The sequence below is a fragment of the Mesorhizobium sp. M0772 genome, assembly GCF_040320135.1.
Taxonomy (GTDB): Bacteria; Pseudomonadota; Alphaproteobacteria; order Rhizobiales; family Rhizobiaceae; genus Mesorhizobium.
On the sequence record NZ_JAMYPB010000002.1, the window covers coordinates 128,334 to 144,897 of the forward strand.

20 protein-coding genes are annotated in these 16,564 nt (G+C 62.7%); 11 read left to right on the forward strand and 9 right to left on the reverse strand.

Translation table 11 applies throughout. The annotated features are described in order from the left end of the window. Positions 1-105 precede the first annotated feature (105 nt). From purL to NKI06_RS02090, 3 genes are all read left to right on the forward strand, one after another. Positions 106-2,337, forward strand: a complete 2,232-nt coding sequence (gene purL / locus NKI06_RS02080; protein ID WP_352983762.1) for a phosphoribosylformylglycinamidine synthase subunit PurL — start codon at positions 106-108, stop codon at positions 2,335-2,337. Next, positions 2,334-2,858 carry a hypothetical protein gene (locus NKI06_RS02085; protein WP_023751454.1) on the forward strand — a complete coding sequence of 175 codons (525 nt, stop codon included), beginning with the start codon at positions 2,334-2,336 and terminating at the stop codon, positions 2,856-2,858. The genes purL and NKI06_RS02085 overlap by 4 nt, the downstream gene beginning before the upstream one ends. Positions 2,859-2,957: 99 nt before the next feature. After that, the gene (locus tag NKI06_RS02090) at positions 2,958-3,191 is read left to right on the forward strand and encodes a BolA/IbaG family iron-sulfur metabolism protein (RefSeq protein ID WP_023751453.1); all 234 of its coding nucleotides are present in this window, start codon (positions 2,958-2,960) and stop codon (positions 3,189-3,191) included. Between the two features lie 12 nt (positions 3,192-3,203). Here the strand turns inward: NKI06_RS02090 and NKI06_RS02095 are convergent, their stop codons facing one another. Next, positions 3,204-4,037, reverse strand: coding sequence for a phosphodiester glycosidase family protein (locus tag NKI06_RS02095; RefSeq protein WP_032903557.1), 834 nt, complete (start codon positions 4,035-4,037; stop codon positions 3,204-3,206). A 160-nt stretch (positions 4,038-4,197) separates the two neighbouring features. Here NKI06_RS02095 and grxD point away from each other — a divergent pair, with 160 nt between their 5' ends. Continuing rightward, complete coding sequence (grxD, locus tag NKI06_RS02100) at positions 4,198-4,533, forward strand: Grx4 family monothiol glutaredoxin (protein ID WP_023669102.1); 336 nt, start codon at positions 4,198-4,200, stop codon at positions 4,531-4,533. Between the two features lie 117 nt (positions 4,534-4,650). Further along, positions 4,651-5,919 carry a multidrug effflux MFS transporter gene (locus NKI06_RS02105; RefSeq protein ID WP_352983767.1) on the forward strand — a complete coding sequence of 423 codons (1,269 nt, stop codon included), beginning with the start codon at positions 4,651-4,653 and terminating at the stop codon, positions 5,917-5,919. A 55-nt stretch (positions 5,920-5,974) separates the two neighbouring features. Here NKI06_RS02105 and NKI06_RS02110 read toward each other — a convergent pair whose 3' ends face one another. From NKI06_RS02110 to rpsD, 4 genes are all read right to left on the reverse strand, one after another. Further along, positions 5,975-6,382 carry a UCP034077 family protein gene (locus tag NKI06_RS02110; protein ID WP_352842291.1) on the reverse strand — a complete coding sequence of 136 codons (408 nt, stop codon included), beginning with the start codon at positions 6,380-6,382 and terminating at the stop codon, positions 5,975-5,977. 85 nt (positions 6,383-6,467) lie between these two features. Next, positions 6,468-7,295: an inositol monophosphatase family protein gene (locus tag NKI06_RS02115; RefSeq protein WP_352983770.1), complete on the reverse strand. Its 828-nt coding sequence runs from the start codon at positions 7,293-7,295 to the stop codon at positions 6,468-6,470. Continuing rightward, a complete protein-coding gene (ttcA, locus tag NKI06_RS02120) occupies positions 7,285-8,172 on the reverse strand; it encodes a tRNA 2-thiocytidine(32) synthetase TtcA (protein WP_023734529.1) in 888 nt (295 codons plus the stop codon). Before ttcA ends, NKI06_RS02115 begins: the two co-directional genes overlap by 11 nt. Positions 8,173-8,279: 107 nt before the next feature. Next, positions 8,280-8,897 (reverse strand): 30S ribosomal protein S4, encoded by a 618-nt coding sequence (gene rpsD, locus NKI06_RS02125; RefSeq protein ID WP_023669107.1) that lies wholly within the window; start codon positions 8,895-8,897, stop codon positions 8,280-8,282. Positions 8,898-9,281: 384 nt separating this feature from the next. Between rpsD and NKI06_RS02130 the strand changes: the two genes are divergently transcribed. Next, the gene (locus tag NKI06_RS02130) at positions 9,282-9,482 is read left to right on the forward strand and encodes a hypothetical protein (RefSeq protein ID WP_023690200.1); all 201 of its coding nucleotides are present in this window, start codon (positions 9,282-9,284) and stop codon (positions 9,480-9,482) included. Between the two features lie 83 nt (positions 9,483-9,565). Here NKI06_RS02130 and NKI06_RS02135 read toward each other — a convergent pair whose 3' ends face one another. Beyond that, positions 9,566-9,754: a DUF3008 family protein gene (locus NKI06_RS02135; protein ID WP_023684876.1), complete on the reverse strand. Its 189-nt coding sequence runs from the start codon at positions 9,752-9,754 to the stop codon at positions 9,566-9,568. Between the two features lie 161 nt (positions 9,755-9,915). On the opposite strand from NKI06_RS02135, the gene NKI06_RS02140 reads away from it, so the two are divergent. After that, positions 9,916-11,298, forward strand: coding sequence for an RNB domain-containing ribonuclease (locus tag NKI06_RS02140; RefSeq protein ID WP_352983773.1), 1,383 nt, complete (start codon positions 9,916-9,918; stop codon positions 11,296-11,298). Positions 11,299-11,381: 83 nt separating this feature from the next. Here the strand turns inward: NKI06_RS02140 and murI are convergent, their stop codons facing one another. The 3 genes from murI to NKI06_RS02155 all read right to left on the reverse strand — a co-directional run bounded on the left by murI (position 11,382) and on the right by NKI06_RS02155 (position 13,855). Further along, complete coding sequence (murI, locus tag NKI06_RS02145; RefSeq protein ID WP_023697564.1) at positions 11,382-12,170, reverse strand: glutamate racemase; 789 nt, start codon at positions 12,168-12,170, stop codon at positions 11,382-11,384. Between the two features lie 146 nt (positions 12,171-12,316). Beyond that, positions 12,317-12,925, reverse strand: a complete 609-nt coding sequence (locus NKI06_RS02150) for a DUF805 domain-containing protein (protein WP_352511280.1) — start codon at positions 12,923-12,925, stop codon at positions 12,317-12,319. A gap of 81 nt (positions 12,926-13,006) precedes the next feature. Next, a complete protein-coding gene (locus tag NKI06_RS02155; RefSeq protein ID WP_023743143.1) occupies positions 13,007-13,855 on the reverse strand; it encodes an RNA methyltransferase in 849 nt (282 codons plus the stop codon). Here NKI06_RS02155 and NKI06_RS02160 point away from each other — a divergent pair. The 4 genes from NKI06_RS02160 to NKI06_RS02175 all read left to right on the forward strand — a co-directional run bounded on the left by NKI06_RS02160 (position 13,838) and on the right by NKI06_RS02175 (position 16,507). Further along, positions 13,838-13,990: a hypothetical protein gene (locus NKI06_RS02160; protein WP_023756448.1), complete on the forward strand. Its 153-nt coding sequence runs from the start codon at positions 13,838-13,840 to the stop codon at positions 13,988-13,990. The two genes, NKI06_RS02155 and NKI06_RS02160, sit on opposite strands and share 18 nt — an antisense overlap. Before the next feature lie 81 nt (positions 13,991-14,071). After that, a complete protein-coding gene (locus NKI06_RS02165) occupies positions 14,072-15,283 on the forward strand; it encodes an NADP-dependent isocitrate dehydrogenase (RefSeq protein WP_023669114.1) in 1,212 nt (403 codons plus the stop codon). A 10-nt stretch (positions 15,284-15,293) separates the two neighbouring features. Beyond that, positions 15,294-15,908, forward strand: a complete 615-nt coding sequence (locus NKI06_RS02170; protein ID WP_023743144.1) for a glutathione S-transferase family protein — start codon at positions 15,294-15,296, stop codon at positions 15,906-15,908. A 14-nt stretch (positions 15,909-15,922) separates the two neighbouring features. Continuing rightward, positions 15,923-16,507, forward strand: coding sequence for a demethoxyubiquinone hydroxylase family protein (locus tag NKI06_RS02175; protein WP_023743145.1), 585 nt, complete (start codon positions 15,923-15,925; stop codon positions 16,505-16,507). Positions 16,508-16,564 lie beyond the last annotated feature (57 nt).

Below are 16,564 nucleotides of genomic sequence, written 5' to 3' on the forward strand. Positions count from 1 at the left end.
TGTGGTTTTCCGGCGTTTTTCGTCATCCAATGGGGTGTATCACGCCAAAGCTTGCGATATGAGGGGACTCAAATTCCCCTCTCCCATGGACATCAATCGCCGCCCATGACCATTTCCAATTCCGTGCCGATCACCCCGGAACTCATAGCCGCGCATGGGCTGAAGCCCGACGAATACCAGCGCATCCTCGATCTGGTCGGGCGCGAACCGAGCTTTACCGAACTCGGCATCTTCTCGGCGATGTGGAATGAGCACTGCTCCTACAAATCCTCGAAGAAATGGCTGCGCACGCTGCCGACCACCGGGCCGCAGGTCATCCAGGGTCCGGGCGAGAACGCCGGCGTGGTCGATATCGGCGACGGCGACTGCGTCGTCTTCAAGATGGAGAGCCACAACCATCCCTCCTACATCGAGCCCTACCAGGGTGCGGCGACCGGCGTCGGCGGCATATTGCGCGACGTCTTCACCATGGGCGCGCGGCCGATTGCGGCGATGAACGCTTTGCGCTTCGGCGCACCGGACCATCCCAAGACCAGGCACCTGGTCAGCGGCGTGGTTTCCGGCGTCGGAGGATACGGCAACGCCTTTGGCGTGCCGACCGTCGGCGGCGAGGTCAATTTCGACGCCCGCTACAACGGCAACATCCTGGTCAACGCCTTTGCCGCGGGCCTCGCCAAGACCGATGCGATCTTCCTGTCGGAAGCCAAGGGCGTCGGCCTGCCGGTCGTCTATCTCGGCGCCAAGACCGGGCGCGACGGCGTCGGCGGCGCCACGATGGCCTCGGCCGAGTTCGACGACAAGATCGACGAGAAGCGCCCGACCGTGCAGGTCGGCGATCCCTTCACCGAAAAATGCCTGCTCGAAGCCTGTCTTGAGCTGATGGCGTCTGGCGCCGTCATCGCCATCCAGGACATGGGTGCGGCCGGCCTCACCTGTTCGGCGGTCGAGATGGGCGCCAAGGGCGACCTCGGCATCGAGCTTCACCTCGACCAGGTGCCGGTGCGCGAAGAGCGCATGAGCGCCTATGAGATGATGCTGTCGGAGAGCCAGGAGCGCATGCTGATGGTGCTGCGCCCCGAGAAGGAAAAGGAAGCCGAGGCGATCTTCCACAAATGGGGCCTCGACTTCGCCATTGTCGGCAAGACCACCGACGATCTGCGCTTCCGCGTCATTCACCAGGGTGACGAGGTCGCCAACCTGCCGATCAAGGACCTTGGCGACAAGGCGCCGGAATATGACCGCCCCTGGGTCGAGCCGAAGAAACCTGCGGCGCTTGCCGCCGGCGATGCGCCGAAGGCCGATGTCGCCGACGCGCTGTTGAAACTGCTCGGCGGGCCGGACCTGTCGTCGCGCCGCTGGGTGTGGGAGCAGTACGACACGCTGATCCAGGGCAATTCGCTGCAGCTTCCGGGCGGCGACGCCGGCGTGGTGCGCGTCGAAGGCCATCCGACCAAGGCGCTCGCCTTCTCCTCCGACGTGACGCCGCGCTATTGCGAGGCCGACCCGTACGAAGGCGGCAAGCAGGCGGTGGCCGAATGCTGGCGCAACCTGACCGCCACCGGCGCGCTGCCGCTGGCGGCCACCGACAACCTCAATTTCGGCAATCCGGAACGGCCTGAGATCATGGGCCAGCTGGTCGGCGCGGTGAAAGGCATTGGCGATGCCTGCCGGGCGCTCGGCTTCCCGATCGTGTCGGGCAATGTCTCGCTCTACAATGAAACCAATGGCCAAGGCATCCTGCCGACGCCGACCATCGGCGGCGTCGGGCTGATCGCCGACTGGTCGAAGATGACCCGTATCGGCTTCGCCGCCGAGGGCCAGATGATCCTGCTGGTGGGCGCACCCGCAAGCTGGGGCAGCCATCTCGGCCAGTCCGCCTATTTCAGGGACATTCATTGCCGTACCGACGGGCCGCCGCCACCTGTCGACCTCGCCCACGAAAAGCGCGTCGGCGACCATGTGCGCGCGCTGATCGCGTCGGGCGTCGTGACCGCGGCCCATGACCTTTCCGATGGCGGCCTTGCCGTGGCCCTAGCCGAAATGGCGATCGCGTCCGGCATCGGCGCCACCATTCCGGGGCTCGCCGGCACCGACCCGATCCCGGTCTGGTTCGGCGAAGACCAGGGCCGCTACCTCCTGACGCTGTCCGTCGATCCGCAGAGCAAGGAATGGGACGCCATCCGCGAGGAACAGAGCAAGCTCGGCATCTTTGCGCCATGGATCGGCTCGACCGGTGGAAACGAACTGAAGCTCGGCGATGCCAGGGCGATCCCGGTCAGCGAATTGACCGCCGCCCACGAAGGCTGGTTCCCGAACTTCATGGACAAGTCCAGTTGACCAGCCTGGCAGCCCGGACGCTGATCGCAGTCGTCTTCTGGCCGTCGCTGTTCTTCTTCTGGTTCCTTGGGCCGTTCGTCTTTTTCCTGCTGTCGACGACCTCGAGCGAGGTCTGTCCGCTGCTGGAAAGGCGTGACCAGTTCCTTGAGGCGGCCAATGGCACACTGCAGATGCTGGCCTTGCAAAGTCTGATCTATGCGATCCCCATCGTCTGCCTGGTGCTGTGGAGCCGCCTTTTGCCGAACCCGGCGCGCGCAAGGCATGTCGCCACCTGCATCAAGCTCTTTGCGATTGCGGTCATTACCGGCGCGCTGTGGGAATACGGGTCATCGCTGATCTGCGACGGCTATGGCCAACCATTCTTTTCGCCCTTGTGGCAGATGACCAGCTATCTCCCGATTATCAACCTGGCGCTCAACATCCCGCTCTATGTCCTGGTGTTCAGCCTTGGCCGGGGGTTCTCGACCCGCGACGACATTACCGAAGATGGTGTGGTTCACCCGCGGCAGGATGGCCCTTAGACACTGCGTCGCCGACAGAACGGCTTCAACCCGGACCAGAAAGGCTTTAGGCTGCCGTGCGAGTCACTCGTGCCTAGCCGCCCAGAACAGGATTTTGCCATGGCAATGGATGCCCACGACATCGAAAAACTGATCAAGGACGGGATTCCGGACGCCAAGGTGACGATCCGCGACCTCGCCGGTGACGGCGATCACTATGCAGCCGAAGTGGTGGCCGAAAGCTTCCGCGGAAAGAGCCGCGTCCAGCAGCACCAAATGGTCTATGATGCGCTGAAGGGCAATATGGGCGGCGTGCTGCACGCGCTGGCCCTGCAGACCAGCGTGCCGGAGTGAAGCCAGACTGGCCTACTGTTTCTGCGGCTGCTTCGCCGACACTGACGTGATCGGCTTCGCCGACACTGAGATGATCGGGCCCGCCGGGTATTTTCCGCCGACGATCATTCTTTTCCCATCCGACAGCGCGGAGACCGCGCCGTCGAGGAACAGCGCGTTGCGGCATTGTAGCGCGTCGCGAAACAGCCGCGCAAAGCTGCCGAAACTGACCTCAGACCGCGAGATCGCCAGCACAACGGTGTTTTCATCGCGCACGCCGACACCGTTGCGGATGTAGCGCGAGGTTCCGTTCCGCTCGAAGCGTGGATGAATCTGGCCGTCGATCACCAGCATCGGGCCCGACTGCGTGGCGAAGGCGACATCGGGTTTGGCGACGGCATAGGCGTTGCTTTCCATGACAGCCGCCTTGCCGTCATTGCCCACCAGAAAGACGCCGTTCGGTTTCAGGAAGAAATTGCCTTCGCCGTCGGCAAGATTGAGCCGTGACTTTTCGCTGCCGTTCTCGACCAGCAGGCCGACCGGCGACAAATCCTCGTGATACATGCCGCCATTCATGGCGAGCTGCACCGGCCTCCCCTCGCCCGCAACCGCCTTGTCGAAGGCTTCGAGCGAACCAAAAGGCTTGCCATCGGCGCCGGCGTGGAAAACACCGATGCTGTCGGCGCGAAGATCGGTCTCGCAGACGACATAGGTCACCGCCTCGAAGGCGACATTCCGGCAAGGCGCGGGCAGGTCACCGCCAATGACCAGCGGCGGCGGCTCCGGGCGTCTCGGCCACCAGACAACGGCAATCGCCGCCAGCAGGATGGCGATCGGAAGGGCGGCGCCATATCGTCTTTTCATCATGTTCCGAAGGTTGCAATCGGCTCGGATGCTTGGCCCAAGACAGGCGATCCTTTGCGCCATTTCCGCGACGGCGGCGCAAACATCTTGTTTCGGCCCATCTATGGGTTTATTTGATGGCTATGCTTCGAGCCTGACTCCCACAGGCGTGAAAGGATATCTCATGAGCGGCATCAACGACTACATCGACAGCGAAGTGAAGGGCAACGACGTCGTCCTTTTCATGAAGGGCACGCCCGGTTTTCCGCAGTGCGGCTTTTCCGGCCAGGTCGTCCAGATCCTCGATTACATCGGCGCCGACTATAAGGGCGTCGACGTGCTGACCTCGGCCGAACTGCGCCAGGGCATCAAGGAATATTCGAACTGGCCGACGATCCCCCAGCTCTACGTCAAGGGCGAATTCGTTGGCGGCTGCGACATCATCCGCGAAATGTTCCAGGCGGGCGAGTTGCAGACGTTGCTCGTCGACAAGGGCGTCAGCGTCAAAGCGACAGCCTGATTCTGAGTTGAGACGGGGCAGCCCCGCCCCGGCAAAATGTTACCTCCCCCTATCGGAGCGAGGACGAACTTATGCGCCGGCATGCCGGCGCATATTCGGTTTGAAGATCGGACCCGCGTGGACCAGCCAGCAAAAGCGCCGCAACAGGCACGCAAATTGCCTATTCCGCGCTGGGAATTCATCGCGCTGTGCGCGGCACTGATGGCGTTGAACTCGCTGGCCATCGACATCATGCTGCCGGCACTGCAGCAAATCGGCGCCACGCTCGGCGTCGAAAATGAAAACCACCGCCAATATGTGATCACCGCCTATATGCTCGGCTTCGGCGGCGGACAGCTTTTCTTCGGGCCGATTTCGGACCGGTTCGGGCGCCGCGCGCCATTGGTCGCCGGGCTGGCGATCTATGTCGTGGCGGCTGCGGCCGCGGCCATCGCCCCGTCCTTCGCCATCCTGTTGCTGTGCCGGCTTGTGCAAGGCATCGGTGCTGCCGCCACACGCGTCATCGCCGTCTCGATCGTGCGCGATACGTTCGACGGCCGGCGCATGGCCGAGGTGATGTCGCTGATCTTCATGGTGTTCATGGCCATCCCGGTGATCGCGCCCGGGATCGGCCAGGTCATCATGCTGTTCGCAACCTGGCACTGGATCTTCGTCACCATGGCGGTCGGGGCGCTGATCGTGTCGGCGTGGTCGCTGCTGCGCCTGCCGGAGACTCTGCATCCCGAACATCGCCGGCCGTTGACTGTCTCTTCGGTGATCGACGGCTTCCGCATCGTGCTCACAAACCGCCTCACGCTCTGCTATGCTTTCGCCAGCACCTTCATCTTCGCCGCCATGTTCGGCTTCATCATCTCCGCGCAGCAGATCTATATCGACATCTTCCACGTCGGCGAGCTGTTCCCGGTCATCTTCGCCGGCGTTGCGGGCGTGCTGGCCTTCTCGAACTACCTCAACTCGCGGCTGGTCGGACGGATCGGCATGCGCCGGCTGTCGCAAGGCGCGCTGCTTCTGTTCCTGTGCATCAGCCTTGCCTGGCTGGTCGTCTCGCTGGAAATGAACATGCCGCTCTGGCTGTTCATCACCTTCTTTGCCTCTGCGATGCTGCCTTTCGGCGGGCTCGGCGCGAATTTCAACGCGCTCGCGATGGAGCCGCTCGGGCAATTGGCGGGCACGGCGTCGTCCATCCTGGGCTTCATGCAGACATTTCTCGGCGGCATTCTCGGTACGCTGATCGGCCAGGCCTTCAACGGCACGGTGACGCCGCTGGCCGCAGGGTTCTGCAGCGTCTCGGTTGCGGCCCTGCTGATGATCCTGATCGCCGAGCGCGGCAAGATGTTCCAGCCGCACAACCCACCCATTTCAGGGCACGTCACCGACCTGCATTGAGCGACGCGCCTTGAGATTGTGGTCTCAAACCGCATCCACCCTTATGCGACGCGTTTCAGGATGCGCCGCCAATCACTGCCGTGAAACGAGGGAACAGCGGGCGCCCTGCGATGGCGCCACCCATGCTGTCCGACAGCGGCATCGGCAGAGCCTTGTCGAGCGCTTCGAGCACGGACGTGACGAAGACCCGGTTGAGCGCGGCATCGTCTCCCATATGCGAAAAGGTGGCGCGCGGCTTGCCCATCAGCGTGCCGTTTTTGCGAATTGAAAAACTCAGCGTCAGGGTCAGGCCAGCACTTCCAGGCGGCGGCTGCCAACAGGCAAAGATCGCGTCGAACATTTCGTCGATGGTGTCGACGGGATCGGGGCTACGACACGCGCGCTCCTGCGATCGTGCCTCAGTGGCGCTGGCGACCAGGGCAAGTGCAAGTGCCGTTGCAACAATTGCGGACCGATGTTTCATTTCGCGGCTTCCGACTTCGCGAGAGATTGGACACTATAACAGAGCCAATATACTTGACGAAAGCCTCTACGAGCAGTTGGACCGATTATTGCGCCCAGAGCTCCCTGCGCAACTCCTGCCAGCTTTCCTTGTCCGGGGCGACAAGAATGCCGCCGTCGATATGCGAGGGCAGATAGGCGCTACCGTCGATCCGCGCGGTGTAGCCGCCGGCCTCGGCGTGGATCAGCACACCGACCAGATGGTCCCACGGCATCAGTTTGTTGTAGACGACGAAATGGGCATGGCCGCTGGCCAGAAGACGGTATTCATGTGCCGCGCAGCGATAGCCGAACTGCGACAGGGTCTTGGTCTGGTTGCGCGCCAGGAGCGAGCGTTGCGGTTCCGCCAGATATTGCCAGGAGACGGAGCCGGTCATCTGCGAGATCGGCACGGCATCGGCGACATGCACCGTCTCCAGCACGCCATGCGCATGGCGAATATGGCTGCCGGCGCCCTTGGCGCCGATCAGCCAGTCCCGGCCTACGGGGTCATGGATGATACCGGCGACGGTTTCGCCCTTGACGACGACGCTCAGCATGACGCCGAAGAGCGGCACGCCGGAGGCGAAGTTGAAGGTGCCGTCGACCGGGTCGACGACGAAGGCGAGGTCGGCATCACCGAGCCCCTGAAGCAGCGCCGGATTGTCGGAACAGGCTTCCTCGCCGACGATCATCGCCGTGGGATAGCGCTCGCGCAGCCTGGCCGTGATCAGCCGCTCGGCGTTGATGTCGGCCTCGGTCACCAGATCGGCGGCCGAGGTCTTCTGCCTGATGTCGCCCTCACCCAGCCGGCGGAAGCGCGGCATGATTTCGGCCCTGGCTGCATCGGCGAGAAGCTCGGCCAGCCAGTCGATCGCTTGGTCGTCAAATATCATCGGAAATGTCTTGTCCTGTACTGAGGCTGCCATTGAGGGCGGCAAAGTCGAACAGCTTTCTGTCGAGCAGATGCGAGGGCCTGGTGTTGGACAGCGCGCGCAGCATCGTGTCCTTGCGGCCCGGCATGCGCTTTTCCATGTCGTCCAGCATCGCCTTCATGGCGTTGCGCTGCAGGCCTTCCTGGCTGCCGCAGAGATCGCAGGGAATGATCGGGAATTTCATCGCGGCGGCGAATTTCTCCAGATCGACCTCGGCGCAGTAGCTCAGCGGCCGCAGCACCATGATGTCACCGTCGTCATTGAGCAGCTTTGGCGGCATGGCGGCAAGGCGGCCGCCATGGAATAGATTCATGAAGAAGGTTTCGAGAATGTCCTCGCGGTGGTGGCCGAGCACCAGCGCCGAACAGCCCTCCTCGCGCGCGATGCGATAGAGATGGCCGCGCCGCAGCCGCGAGCACAGCGAGCAATAGGTGCTGCCCTGAGGCAGCTTGTCGGTGACCACCGAATAGGTGTCCTGATACTCGATGCGATGGGGAATGCGATGCGCATCGAGGTAATCGGGCAAAATGTGCTTCGGGAAATTCGGCTGGCCCTGGTCGAGATTGCAGGCCAGCAGCTCGACCGGCAGTAGCCCGCGCCATTTGAGATCGAGCAGCACGGCCAGCAGGCCGTAGGAATCCTTGCCGCCGGACAAAGCGACAAGCCAACGGTCGCCGGGCCTCGTCATGGCGAAATCCTCGACCGCCTGGCGGGTCAACCGCAACAGCCGCTTACGCAGTTTGTTGAACTCGACGGAAGACGGCACGTCGGCAAACAGCGGATGGAAGCCGCCTTCAGCAATCGGTTCAACTGTTTCGATGTCTGCCAGCATGTTCATGGCTTGTCGCTTTCCATAGCCGAGAGTGCCGGATTAGCGGACATGGCCGACAAAGAAAAGGCCGCCTCGACGGGCGGCCCTTTCCGGTATCGCAGAAAAGCGATCGCTTAGCGCGAATAGAATTCGACGACCAGGTTCGGCTCCATCTGCACGGCGAACGGAACGTCGGCCAGGCCGGGGATGCGCGAGAAGGTCGCGACCATCTTGTTGTGATCGACTTCGATATAGTCCGGCACGTCGCGCTCGGCGAGGCCGACCGCTTCCAGCACGATGACCAGCTGCTTCGACTTTTCGCGCACTTCGACGACGTCGCCCGGCTTGCAACGGTACGAGCCGATGTTGACGCGCTTGCCGTTGACGTTGACGTGGCCGTGGTTGACGAACTGGCGAGCCGCGAAAATGGTCGGCACGAACTTGGAGCGGTAGACGACCGCGTCGAGACGCGACTCGAGCAGGCCGATCAGGTTCTCGGAGGTGTCGCCCTTGCGGCGATCAGCCTCTTCATAGACCTTGCGGAACTGCTTTTCGGAGACATCACCATAGTGACCCTTCAGCTTCTGCTTGGCGCGCAGCTGCAGGCCGAAATCGGAAAGCTTGCCCTTGCGGCGCTGGCCGTGCTGGCCGGGGCCGTATTCACGCTTGTTGACCGGGGACTTCGGGCGGCCCCAGATGTTTTCGCCGAGACGGCGGTCGATCTTGTACTTCGCGGATTCGCGCTTGCTCATCGCATTCCCTTTCAAAACAAACCACCCGGAACCTCATGGTCCGGGTGAAGGAAACGCGCCCTCCTCTGGCCTCCGTTTTCGAGGCCTGACAGGGTTTTCCCACGCAACGCGGCGGAAACCCACGGGACACGTCAGTCTAGACAAGGCCCAGGAAACGATAAACCTGCTTTCCCGGGCTTGCCATGCAAAAGAAACAACCGGGCATTGCGGCCCGGTGTTGGTGGGCTCGTTAAACGGAGATTTGAGCAGAGTCAAGCGCGTCGCTGGCGCTGGGCCCGGCAACCATATCACGTCTTTTGCGTTGAGTGCCGTGCCGGATGCGGCGGGAGGTTGTTGCGCCGACGGCATTTAGGAAGGGACTGGAGCCAAGGAGCCCGAAGTCGCATGAAGAAGTTTTTCCTCTCGTTGGTCGGTGCAGCCGTCCTGGCCGGGACGATGTCGATCGCCGTGCCCGAGCCAGCGATGGCCAAGCATTGGCAGGGCCACAAGCATCGTCAGACCTGCCATGTCGTGGTGAAGAAGAAGGTCATCTGGCGGCATGGCCACAAGAAGGTCATCCGCTACAAGGTGAAGCGCTGCTGGTGACGACAGGAGTTTCGGGCTTGGCCTGAATCGAAGAAGCCCGTGGTTTCGGCCACGGGCTTTGTTTATCGACTCGGTTCAAGGTTTCAGTCTGCCGATTTCTTCTCCGGCAGGCCTTTGCGCTTGGTCTCTGCGAATTCCTCGAGCTGCTTTTCGCTCATCGAATTGTACATCGACTTCGACGCGCCTTGAAGTTCGCTCTTCCTGGTCTCGCCGCGCTTGGCCGACAGGGCTGCGCCCGCGGCCTTTTGCTGTGCTTTTGAGGTTGCAGGCATATCGGCTTCTCCTTTGCTGCCAGAGGAAGAAACGTTGCGCTCCGGCGACGGTTCCAGCGCTGGCGGTCAACTTCCGTTCCGCGCTCATGCCTGCCCATGGTCGGCCGGCACTGCCGGCAAACCACCTTCCCGTGCCCGCAACGCCGGTGTAGGACGGCGCCATGCAATCGTTGAACGATCCCTCGCAGGCACTCGCTACCGGCCTCGCGAAAATCCGCACCGAGTTCCATGTGCCGGAGGCATTTCCCCCTGATGTAATGGCCATGGCACAGACGGCGGCCAGGCGCGTGCCCGACCAGCATGCCGACCGCACGGCGATGCCCTTCGTGACGCTCGATCCCGCGGCTTCCACCGATCTTGACCAAGCGTTTTCGATCGAAGCGAGCGGTAGCGACCTTCTGTTGCACTATGCGATTGCCGACGTAGCCTGGTTCGTCGCGGACGGCGACGCGGTGGATCGCGAAGCCTGGGCGCGGGGCGAAACCCTGTATTTGCCGGACGGCAAGGCCGGGCTCTATCCCCGGGTGCTTGCCGAGGGCGCCGCGAGCTTGCTGCCCAGCGGTCCGCGTCCGGCTGTCATCTTCACGGTCCGGATCGCCGACGACGGAGCGGTAAGGCTGGATGGCGCGGAGCGGGCAATCATTCAAAGCCGCGCCAAGCTCGCCTATGACAGCGTGCAGGCCGCCGACGTCCCAGTCGGCTTCGCCGAAATCGCGCGGCGCATGGCGGCGGCCGAAGACCGTCGCGGCGCTTCGCGCGTCGACCCGCCCGAGCAGGAGGTGGAACAGCTTGCCGATGGCACGTTCCAGCTTGCGTTCAGACCGCTGCTGCAATCCGAGCAAGACAACGCAGCACTTTCGCTGGCCGCCAACATGGCGATTGCCGACGCCATGCTGGCACACCGGACCGGCTTGTTCCGGGTGATGGCGCCGCCCGATGCTTCCAAAGTACAAAGACTGCGCAGCGCGGCACGGGCCTTAGGCCTGTCCTGGCCTCCTTCGACCAGCCTGTCCGACTATCAGCGAACCCTCGATCCGACCAACATGCAACAGGCAGCGCTGATGCTGGAAATCCGCCGCGCCGGCTCCGGTGCGTCCTACCAACCCTATGAAGAAGGCGTTGTCCCCTGGCACGAGGCGATGGCCGCGACCTATGCCCACGCCACCGCGCCCCTGAGGCGGCTGGCCGATCGCTACGTCGTGCGCTGCGTGCTAGCCATCGCCAACGGCCAGCCGGTGCCGCAAGCCGTTACCGAGGCGTTTTCCAGACTGCCGAAGGTGATGGGCCGCGCAGGCGCCCGCGCCTCGCAGATCAACCACGCGGCCATCGACCTTGCCGAGGCGGTGATGCTGAGGGGGCGCATGGGTGAAACATTCAAGGCCGTCGTCACCGACGTCGGTGATCAGCGTGTGCGCGTTCAGCTCTCGGACATGCCTGTCGTTGCGAATGTGAAGGCCTCAGGGTTCAGGCAGGGCGATGGCCTGACGCTAAGGCTTGTTTCGGCCGATCCGGCTCGGCGCGTCATTGTCTTCGAGCCTGCCTAAAGCGCGTCGGCGACGCGCTTTAGTTTTTTCGTTTTATGCATGTCGTTGTCCCAAAACCGCTGCGCACTTTTGGGCGACATGCATTAGCGCGCGCTCAATCCAAAACCCTGCATCAGCCGGCCGATGGCGAAGTCCGCCTTTCCCGAGGTAAAGACGGCGATGTCGGGCTCGCTTTGCGGCAATGGCCCGTCGACAGCCGGAAGCAGCGACAGAGCGCGCCGCGCAATCGCCTCGGCCGGGTCGATCCAGTCGACCGGCCAGGGCGCGGTCTTGCGCATGCGATTGGCCAGGAACGGATAGTGCGTGCAGGCGAGCACGACGATGTCCGTGCGCAAATCGTCATGCTGGACGAAACACGGTGCGATCTCGGCACGCACGGCCTCCTCGTCGACAAAGCCCTCGCGCATGTAGGCCTCGGCCAGTCCGGCGAGATTGTTGCTGCCGACCAGCCGCACATGGCATTTCTGCGCCCATTTGCCGATCAGGTCGCGCGTGTACTGGCGCTTCACCGTGCCCGGCGTCGCCAGCACCGAGACCAGCCCGGACCGGGTGCGCTCGGCCGCCGGCTTGATTGCCGGCACGGTGCCGACAAAGGGATGGCCAGGGAATTTTTCCCGCAACGCATCGATCACCAGCGTCGAAGCGGTATTGCAGGCGACGACCGAAATTTCCGGATCAAAACGGTCGAGCAGCTTGGCGAAGAGCTCGACTATATGGGCCTGCAGCGCCGGCTCTTCCCAGGCGCCGTAGGGAAAGGCCTTGTCATCGGCGACGTAGACGAAGCGCCGGTCAGGCATCAGCACGCGCGCTTCGCGCAGCACGGTCAATCCTCCAACGCCGGAATCGAACATCAGGATCGGACGGTGGCTCATTGCTAACGGACCATGAAAGAGGCTGGATCAGAAGGCTTGGCGGTCATTGGCCAATGCCGTTCTATCTGCAACCATCATGGCCTTGAAGTGGCGAATGTTAGCAACTTCCATGCAAAGCCGGCGAAGACGACCTTGCCTCGGTTGCTCTAGAGCCCGCGCTTGCCGAAGCCGGCGGGCCGCGGACGGCCCAGAGGCTGGGCGGACGGCACCGAGCGCGTGGCCGGTGTGGCGTTGCGCATAGAAGACTGTGCCGTGCTGCTGGCCATCCGGCCGGATCCCGCAGGCATGGGCGTATCGCCATCGAAATCGAAAACCGATGTCAGTTCGTCGATATTGATGCCCGCCACCGGCTTAGCCACCAGAATCGTGCACCAAAGGCCAAAGATCGACAGCGCAAGCAGGTTCAAACCGCTGGACGTGCTTTCCGGATTGTTGAAATCGATGACCAGCAGCGTGCCTGCCTGCAGAAAGGCGTAGATGGCGCAGAACACGATGTAGGACCACAGGATCCAGGCTTTGCCGTTGGCGTCGCGGCTGCGTCGCCAGGCGATGTTGGCACGCATGACCACAGCCAGGAGGGAAACGACCAGAACCGCGCCTGCCATGCCTTGCCGCGATGGACCGGGCGCCGAGTTGACCAGCCCCTCAAAGCCGATCGTGCCAACGATGCACAGCACGGCAAGAACGGCCTCGAGCAGGGCTACGCCGAGCGAATAGAAGAAGAAGCGCATACGGCCGATTTTGGACGTGAACATTTGCCACCCCACCGTTTTGACAACAATGGACGAGAGGCAAATAAAATTCGGTTACTTCAGCCGTTCGAAGCTTAGCGATTTCTAATCTTCTTTGTCTGCCTGGGGTTTTCGCGCAGCGGCCGGCAAACGCCTTGGATCGTCTCCCGGCGAGCCGTCACCGCGCGGCATGGCCGGCGAAAACCGGTCGAGCGACGAGATGATGCCACGCAGCACTTTCAGTTCCGGCTCGGCGAAACCGGCGCGCGTCAAGACGGCGCGCAGATTGTCGACCATCTTGGGTTTCTTGGGCGCCGGGCGGAAATAACCGCGCGCTTCGAGCGCGCCTTCGAGATAGGCAAACAGCCCGTGCAACTCTTCCTTGCTTGCCGGCTTCATTTCAGGGCTGGAGAAATTGGTCGCCGTCTCGTCCTTCAGGCCGGATTTCATCCATTCATAGGACATCAACAGCACGGCCTGGGCGATGTTGAGCGACGAAAAGCCGGGATCGACCGGGAAGGTGACGATCTCGTCGGCCAGCCCGACCTCGTCATTGTAGAGCCCAAAACGCTCGCGGCCGAACAAGATGCCGGTGCGCAGGCCGGCTATCTGACGCGCCCTGAGCGCCCTGCCCGCCTCGACCGGACCACGCACGGGTTTGAAGCCGTCGCGCTCGCGCGCGGTGGTGGCGAAGACGAAGTTGAGGTCGGCGACGGCGGACGCCAGGTCGCCGAACACTGTTACGGCATCGATGACATGGTCGGCGCGGCTGGCGGCGGCGCGCGCCTTCTCGCTCGGCCAGCCGTCACGCGGGTTGACCAGTCTCAGTTCGGCAAGGCCGAAATTGGCCATGGCGCGCGCGACCATGCCGATATTCTCGCCGAGCTGCGGCTCGACCAGGATGATCGCCGGCCCGGCGGCGGATGCGTTTTCAGGATGATCGACGGCGGACATGATCTCAATGAACTGCTGTTTGCGGCATTTCAGCGTTCCCTGCCACATCCGCTCGGCAAAATGAAGCTTTTGCAAACACCGGTCGCGGCACAGACGACCCATTCTGCACGGATGGTCGTTTGCGCGGCCAAATAGGCTTTGATATACGCTCCGCATACCCGGCCGAAGCCATGCGGGCGAGGCCGTTTTGTTCCCCAAAAGCGAGGCATTCTTTTCATGGCGAAGATCAAGGTGGCGAACCCGGTCGTCGAGCTCGACGGCGACGAGATGACCCGCATCATCTGGCAGTTCATCAAGGACAAGCTGATCCACCCTTATCTCGACCTGAAGCTCGAATATTACGACCTCGGCGTCGAGCACCGCGACGCCACCAACGACCAGGTGACCATCGATTCGGCCAATGCCATCAAGAAATGGGGCGTCGGCGTGAAATGCGCGACGATCACGCCCGACGAGCAGCGCGTCGAGGAATTCAAGCTGAAGAAGATGTGGAAGTCGCCGAACGGCACCATCCGTAACATTCTCGGCGGCACCATTTTCCGCGAACCGATCATCATGAAGAACGTGCCGCGTCTGGTGCCGGGATGGACCAAGCCGATCATCGTCGGCCGTCATGCTTTCGGCGACCAGTATCGCGCCACCGATTTCCGCTTCCCCGGCAAGGGCAAGCTGACCATCAAGTTCGTCGGCGAGGACGGCAAGGTGATCGAGCATGACGTGTACGACGCACCCGGCGCCGGCGTTGCCATGGCGATGTACAATCTCGACGACTCCATCCGGGAATTCGCCCGCGCCTCGCTGAATTACGGCCTGCTGCGCAACTATCCGGTTTATCTCTCGACCAAGAACACCATCCTCAAAGCCTACGACGGCCGCTTCAAGGACATTTTCCAGGAGGTCTACGAGGCTGAATTCGAGGCCGAGTTCAAGGCGAAGAAGCTGTGGTACGAGCACCGGCTGATCGACGACATGGTGGCCTCCGCCCTGAAATGGTCTGGCGGCTATGTCTGGGCCTGCAAGAATTATGACGGCGACGTCCAGTCCGACACGGTGGCGCAAGGTTTTGGCTCGCTTGGCCTGATGACCTCCGTGCTGATGACGCCGGACGGCAAGACGGTGGAAGCGGAGGCCGCGCACGGCACCGTGACGCGCCACTATCGCCAGCACCAGAAGGGCGAGGAAACCTCGACCAATTCGATCGCCTCGATCTTCGCCTGGACGCGCGGCCTCGCCCACCGCGCCAAGCTCGACGATAATGCCGAGTTGAAGCGATTTGCCGACACGCTGGAGAAGGTCTGCATCCAGACGGTTGAGAGCGGCTTCATGACCAAGGACCTGTCGCTCTTGATCGGTCCCGACCAACCATGGCTGTCGACCACCGGCTTCCTCGACAAGATCGACGAGAATTTGCAGAAGGCGATGGCGTAAGCCGGCAGCCATGGCCAAGCCGGTCGTCTACGGGGCGGACTACAGCGTCTATGTGCGCATGGTCCGCCTCGTGCTGGCGGAAAAAGGCATCGACTACGACCTTGTGCCGGTCGATGTCTTTGCCGCCGAGGGCACTCCCGCCTGGTACTTCGAGCATCACCCTTTCGGCCGCATTCCGGCCTTCGAGCACGGCGGGTTTCGCCTGTTCGAAACCAGCGCAATCGCCCGCTATGTCGACGAGGCGTTCGACGGCCCGGCACTGCAGCCAAAAGACGCCCGCACCCGCGCAACGATGAACCAGATCATCGGCATGCTCGACGCCTATGCCTACAGATCGATGGTCTGGGACGTCGCCGTCGAGCGGCTTGAGAAGGAAGCGCCAGACGAGGCACTGGTCGCTAACGGGCTGCGCCAGGCGGAAACGGTGCTGCGGGTGCTCACCGCACTCAACCCTCCCGGGCCGTGGCTGCTCGGGGACCAGCTGACGCTGGCCGACCTGCATGCGGCATCCATCATCGCCTATTTCGTCAAGGTCGCCGACGGGCAAAAGCTGCTTGCGGCGTTCGCCGACATCCAGGCCTGGTGGGAGGGCATCGCAAAACGTCCGAGCCTGGCGGCGGGCTGATATGGGTTCGGGCCATGGCTGACCCATCTCGCCAGGACGCGCTCACCGTCGCCAGAATTGTCAGGGTCAACCACGCCGGTGAGTTCGGTGCGATCAGGATCTATTCGGCGCAGATTCTTGTCGCCAGGCGCTTATGGCCGGATTGCGTGCCATCCTTGTCGGAGATGCTTGGGCACGAGCGCACGCATTGCGCTGCGTTCCGCGCCGCCATGCCGGCGCGGCGGTCGCGACCGTGCCGGGTGATGCAGTTCTGGAGCTGGGGTGGCTGGGTGCTGGGTTTTGTCACCGCCCTGCTCGGTCCGCAAGGCATCTGGGCCTGCACGGCGGCGGTTGAAGCGGCGGTGCATCGCCATCTGGACGATCAGCTGTTTTTCCTCGCCAATCGCGACCACGACTTGCACGGCATCATCCTGGCGATCCGCGAGGAAGAGCTCGCCCATCTCCATCACGCCGAAGAGCAGCTGAAATCGCCCGGCCCGGCGCTGAACTTTTTACGGTCGCTGATTTCGATCGCCACGGACGTGCTGATCTGGCTGTCCACCTGGGGCGATTCCAGCAGAATGACGCGCGCCCTGAAGGCGGCGAAAAGAACTAGCTAGACGGACCGTCTAAGAGCTGATTGCCGGCTTGCCACTATCAGCCACAGAATGGCAAGC